Annotated in this window: 2 protein-coding genes, 1 other RNA gene and 1 pseudogene; all 4 read right to left on the reverse strand. The window is 37.2% G+C overall.

Annotation, left to right across the window (positions count from 1 at the left end; genetic code table 11):
- Nucleotides 1-275, reverse strand: a 275-nt coding sequence (locus tag ENO17_00145) for an AI-2E family transporter (protein ID HER23467.1), incomplete at its 3' end; no start/stop codon positions are given.
- 62 nt (nt 276-337) lie between these two features.
- Nucleotides 338-2,041, reverse strand: a complete 1,704-nt coding sequence (locus tag ENO17_00150; GenBank protein HER23468.1) for a glutamine--tRNA ligase/YqeY domain fusion protein — start codon at nt 2,039-2,041, stop codon at nt 338-340.
- A 569-nt stretch (nt 2,042-2,610) separates the two neighbouring features.
- Nucleotides 2,611-2,968, reverse strand: a transfer-messenger RNA (tmRNA) gene (gene ssrA / locus ENO17_00155).
- A 1-nt stretch (nt 2,969) separates the two neighbouring features.
- Nucleotides 2,970-3,437: pseudogene (gene smpB / locus ENO17_00160) on the reverse strand (SsrA-binding protein SmpB).
- Nucleotides 3,438-3,689: the final 252 nt, after the last annotated feature.

Genomic DNA, 3,689 nt, shown 5'->3' on the forward strand with positions numbered 1-3,689 from the left:
ATATTAAGCTGGTTAATTACGCTAGGGATCAGAAAAAATATAGTCAAGATTAACAAGGCTATGATTATCCCAAAGACAATAATAATAGCCAATGCACTCGGAATTCTTTTATGAATAAGGTATATATAAAGCGGATCGAAAAAATAGGCTAACATTAAGGCAGTACCAAAATATATAAATAATAATTGTAGTTTGCTTAACACATAAAACAGAATCACAAGTCCAATAGCCATGCTGATGATAAAATTCAATCTCTTATCTTTTACAAATTCCATAAATATTTTTCCTCTATAACAACTTTTTACTTATCTATTTATAACAGATTAGCTCAAATTATTCAATTTTTTTCAGTTTTAAGAATCCTCTCCCAACTATCCCGTAAAGATACGATTCGGTTAAACACTAACTTATCCGATGTTGAATCAGAATCAACACAATAGTAACCTTTTCGCATGAACTGATATCTGCTTCCCGGAACCGCTCCCGCTAAACTGGGCTCAACCAAACAATCCGCTAACACTTCCAGGGAATTTAGATTAAGCTGTTTCATAAAATCTTTCTCTTCCTCCTGTTCCTCTGTTTTCTCGTTCTGGTCCAGCAGAAGATAGTCGTATAAACGCACTTCTGCTTTCAAGGCATGGTCTGCTGAAACCCAGTGTAAAGTGCCTTTTACTTTACGTTTTGCACCCGGCTTACCGCTTTTACTTTCCGGGTCGTAGTTACAGTGCACTTCTTTTATCTTTCCGGTTTTTTCATCCCGAATAAATCCTTCACATTGGATAATATAGGCATTCTTTAACCTGACCTCACACCCGGGAGCCAGACGAAAATACTTTTTCGGCGGGTCTTCATGAAAATCTTCCCGTTCGATGTAGATAATCCCGGAAAAGGGTATTTTGCGCGTCCCGGAATTAGGATCCTCAGGATTATTCTCTGATTCCATCTCTTCCGTCATTTCTTTAGGATAATTATCAATAACCAGCTTTAAAGGATGCAGGACTCCCATCACTCGAGAAGCTCTCAAGTTCAGATCCTCACGGAGACAATGTTCCAGAAAACGAACATCTACCTTACTATTACTCTTGGATACTCCGATACGGTCACAGAAATTTTGAATTGATTCCGGAGTGTAACCCCTGCGCCGTAAGCCGGCTATAGTCGGCATACGAGGGTCATCCCATCCGTCTACATGACCTTCTTCTACCAGCTTGCGAAGCTTACGTTTGCTCATCACCGTATTGGATAAGTTAAGACGGGCAAATTCAATCTGTTGAGGTGGGTCCGGCAAGTTTAAAGCGTTAAGAACCCAGTCATATAATGGACGATGGTCTTCAAACTCCAGAGTACAAACAGAATGGGTGATCTTTTCATAATAATCCTCAAGAGGATGAGCGTAATCGTACATAGGATAAATACACCATATATCCCCCGTTCGGTGATGAGTAGCCTTTAAAATACGATAAAGAACAGGATCTCTCATATTCAGATTAGGCGAAGACATGTCAATTTTAGCCCGCAACACCCGGGAACCATCAGGAAATTCACCTGTGCGCATACGTCGAAACAGATCCAGGTTTTCCTCTACAGATCGACTGCGATATGGACTTTCTTTCCCCGGTTTCTGGAAATCTCCGCGATACTCCCTGATATCTTCAGGATTCAGGTCACACACATAAGCCTTCCCTGCTTTAATCAGACAAAGGGCGTAATCATACATCTTTTCGAAATAGTCAGAAGCATAAAAAAGCCGGTCATCCCAGTCAAATCCCAACCATCGAACATCGTTGATTATTGAATCAATATACTCTACATCTTCCTTGCTAGGGTTTGTATCATCAAATCGGAGATTACATAGTCCGCCATTTTGTGCTGCTAAACCAAAATTCAAGCAGATAGACTTTGCATGTCCGATATGCAGGTATCCATTAGGTTCCGGGGGAAATCGGAGACGGATCCTTCCATGATATTTATTCGATTTTTTGTCTTTATCAATGATCTCTTGAATAAAATTAACTGTTACTTTAGACTCTTGGGAATCCATAAACTCTCCCCCTTTACTTTATTTTATATTCCGATTTTTATTAAGGCTTCATTGGGTAGCCTAACTATTGTTTTATATTACTATATTTGTCCCTAAAAATCCATATTTTCCTGTTCCTCTCTTTTTCTTTTTTAATTACAATTGTCCCCTGTTATGCTCAGGAAGCCTTTTGAAATAAGGGTTTTAAATGTAGATTGCGTATTTTTGACTATACAAGCAAAATTTGCCTCAGCTTAGAGGTTTTACCCTCGCAAAATAGGTGTTTTTTGACAATTTATTAAGTCTTCAAAATCTGTAAGTGGCTATTTATAATGGTTACAGAGTTTTGGAAGGAGCAAAAAAGGTTAAAAAAAGGTTCTAATTGCCGATTTTTTGAAAATTAAAGTGCGTTTAAAGGCACTCTCCATGCGTTTTAAGGGTATTCCTGAAAGAGGTCTAAAAGCCTTATAAATAAAGGGATTTGAGAGTCACTAAACTTTCCAAAAATCCTTCTTTTTCTGGGAAATAATTTATAAAAAATAAATAAAAGCCTTTAGCAAAATCGCTGAAAGGCTTTAATAATAAAGGTTTGGTGGAGGCGGCGAGATTTGAACTCGCGTCCAAAGATATTTCAGTAAAAACCGCTACGAGTGTAGTCTATGATTTATTTTCTTGCTCTTTTTAGCTCCCATAGACAGGATATAAATTGAGCCAGCCCTTAATTTTCTCTTCTACCTCCCAGGGCAGTAAGGAAGAAGATAGTCTACTTTATGTTACACCCATAAAAGTCTCGTAGACACAAGACAATCACAGACGTGCAGCCTAATTAGGCTGCAAATGCTAATTGTTTGTTATCAGCAATTAATGTTTTTCCACAGTTTTACGAGGACATGGAACCTCGACTCGCTGTTCTTACCTCTTTTATCCCTGTCGAAACCTATCGCCCCCATTCTTTATTCTTTAATTCCCTGTTCAATTCTCTTTGGGCATCTTTCTCAGTTAATGCTTGTCGTTTGTCGTATAATCTTTTCCCCTTAGCCAGAGCTATTTCAATCTTGGCATGGCCCTTTTTAAAATAAATTCTCAAAGGAACTAGGGTTAAACCTTTCTCCTGAACCTGCGCTCGCAAACGATTGATTTCCTGTCTATGCAAAAGTAATTTCCGTATCCTTTTCGGATCAACATTAAAAATATTACCAAAAGTATAAGGAGAAATATGCATATTCATTAGGTAAAGTTCATTATTTTCAAATTGAGCGAAACTTTCCCGCAAGCTTACCTTGCCTTCTCTTAAAGACTTTACTTCTGTTCCCTTAAGGACCAGCCCTACTTCATAAGTATCTAATATATGATAATCGTGCCTGGCTTTTCTGTTTACTGCTACGTTTTTTACTTCATCTTTTTTGGCTGAACCCATACTTTTTCCCTCAATTTGCAGTTAAATTATAGCATAAATAGGGGAAATTCTCAATAAAAAAATATCTTTGAATTCTGAATTTAGGTAAAATGTAAATTAATAGTAATTTTCGAAAATTATCGCTCCTTCAGTTCTTTCCTTAAAGATCCTGATTGCCTCTTCTGCTTGTTCTAATGAGTGATTTTTTTAAATTTTCTAATTAAAAATAAACAACGATTATATTAAAAATATTTCGAATTAACTATATAGAAC

Source organism: Candidatus Atribacteria bacterium, assembly GCA_011056645.1.
Lineage (GTDB): Bacteria > Atribacterota > Phoenicimicrobiia > Phoenicimicrobiales > Phoenicimicrobiaceae > Sediminicultor > Sediminicultor quartus.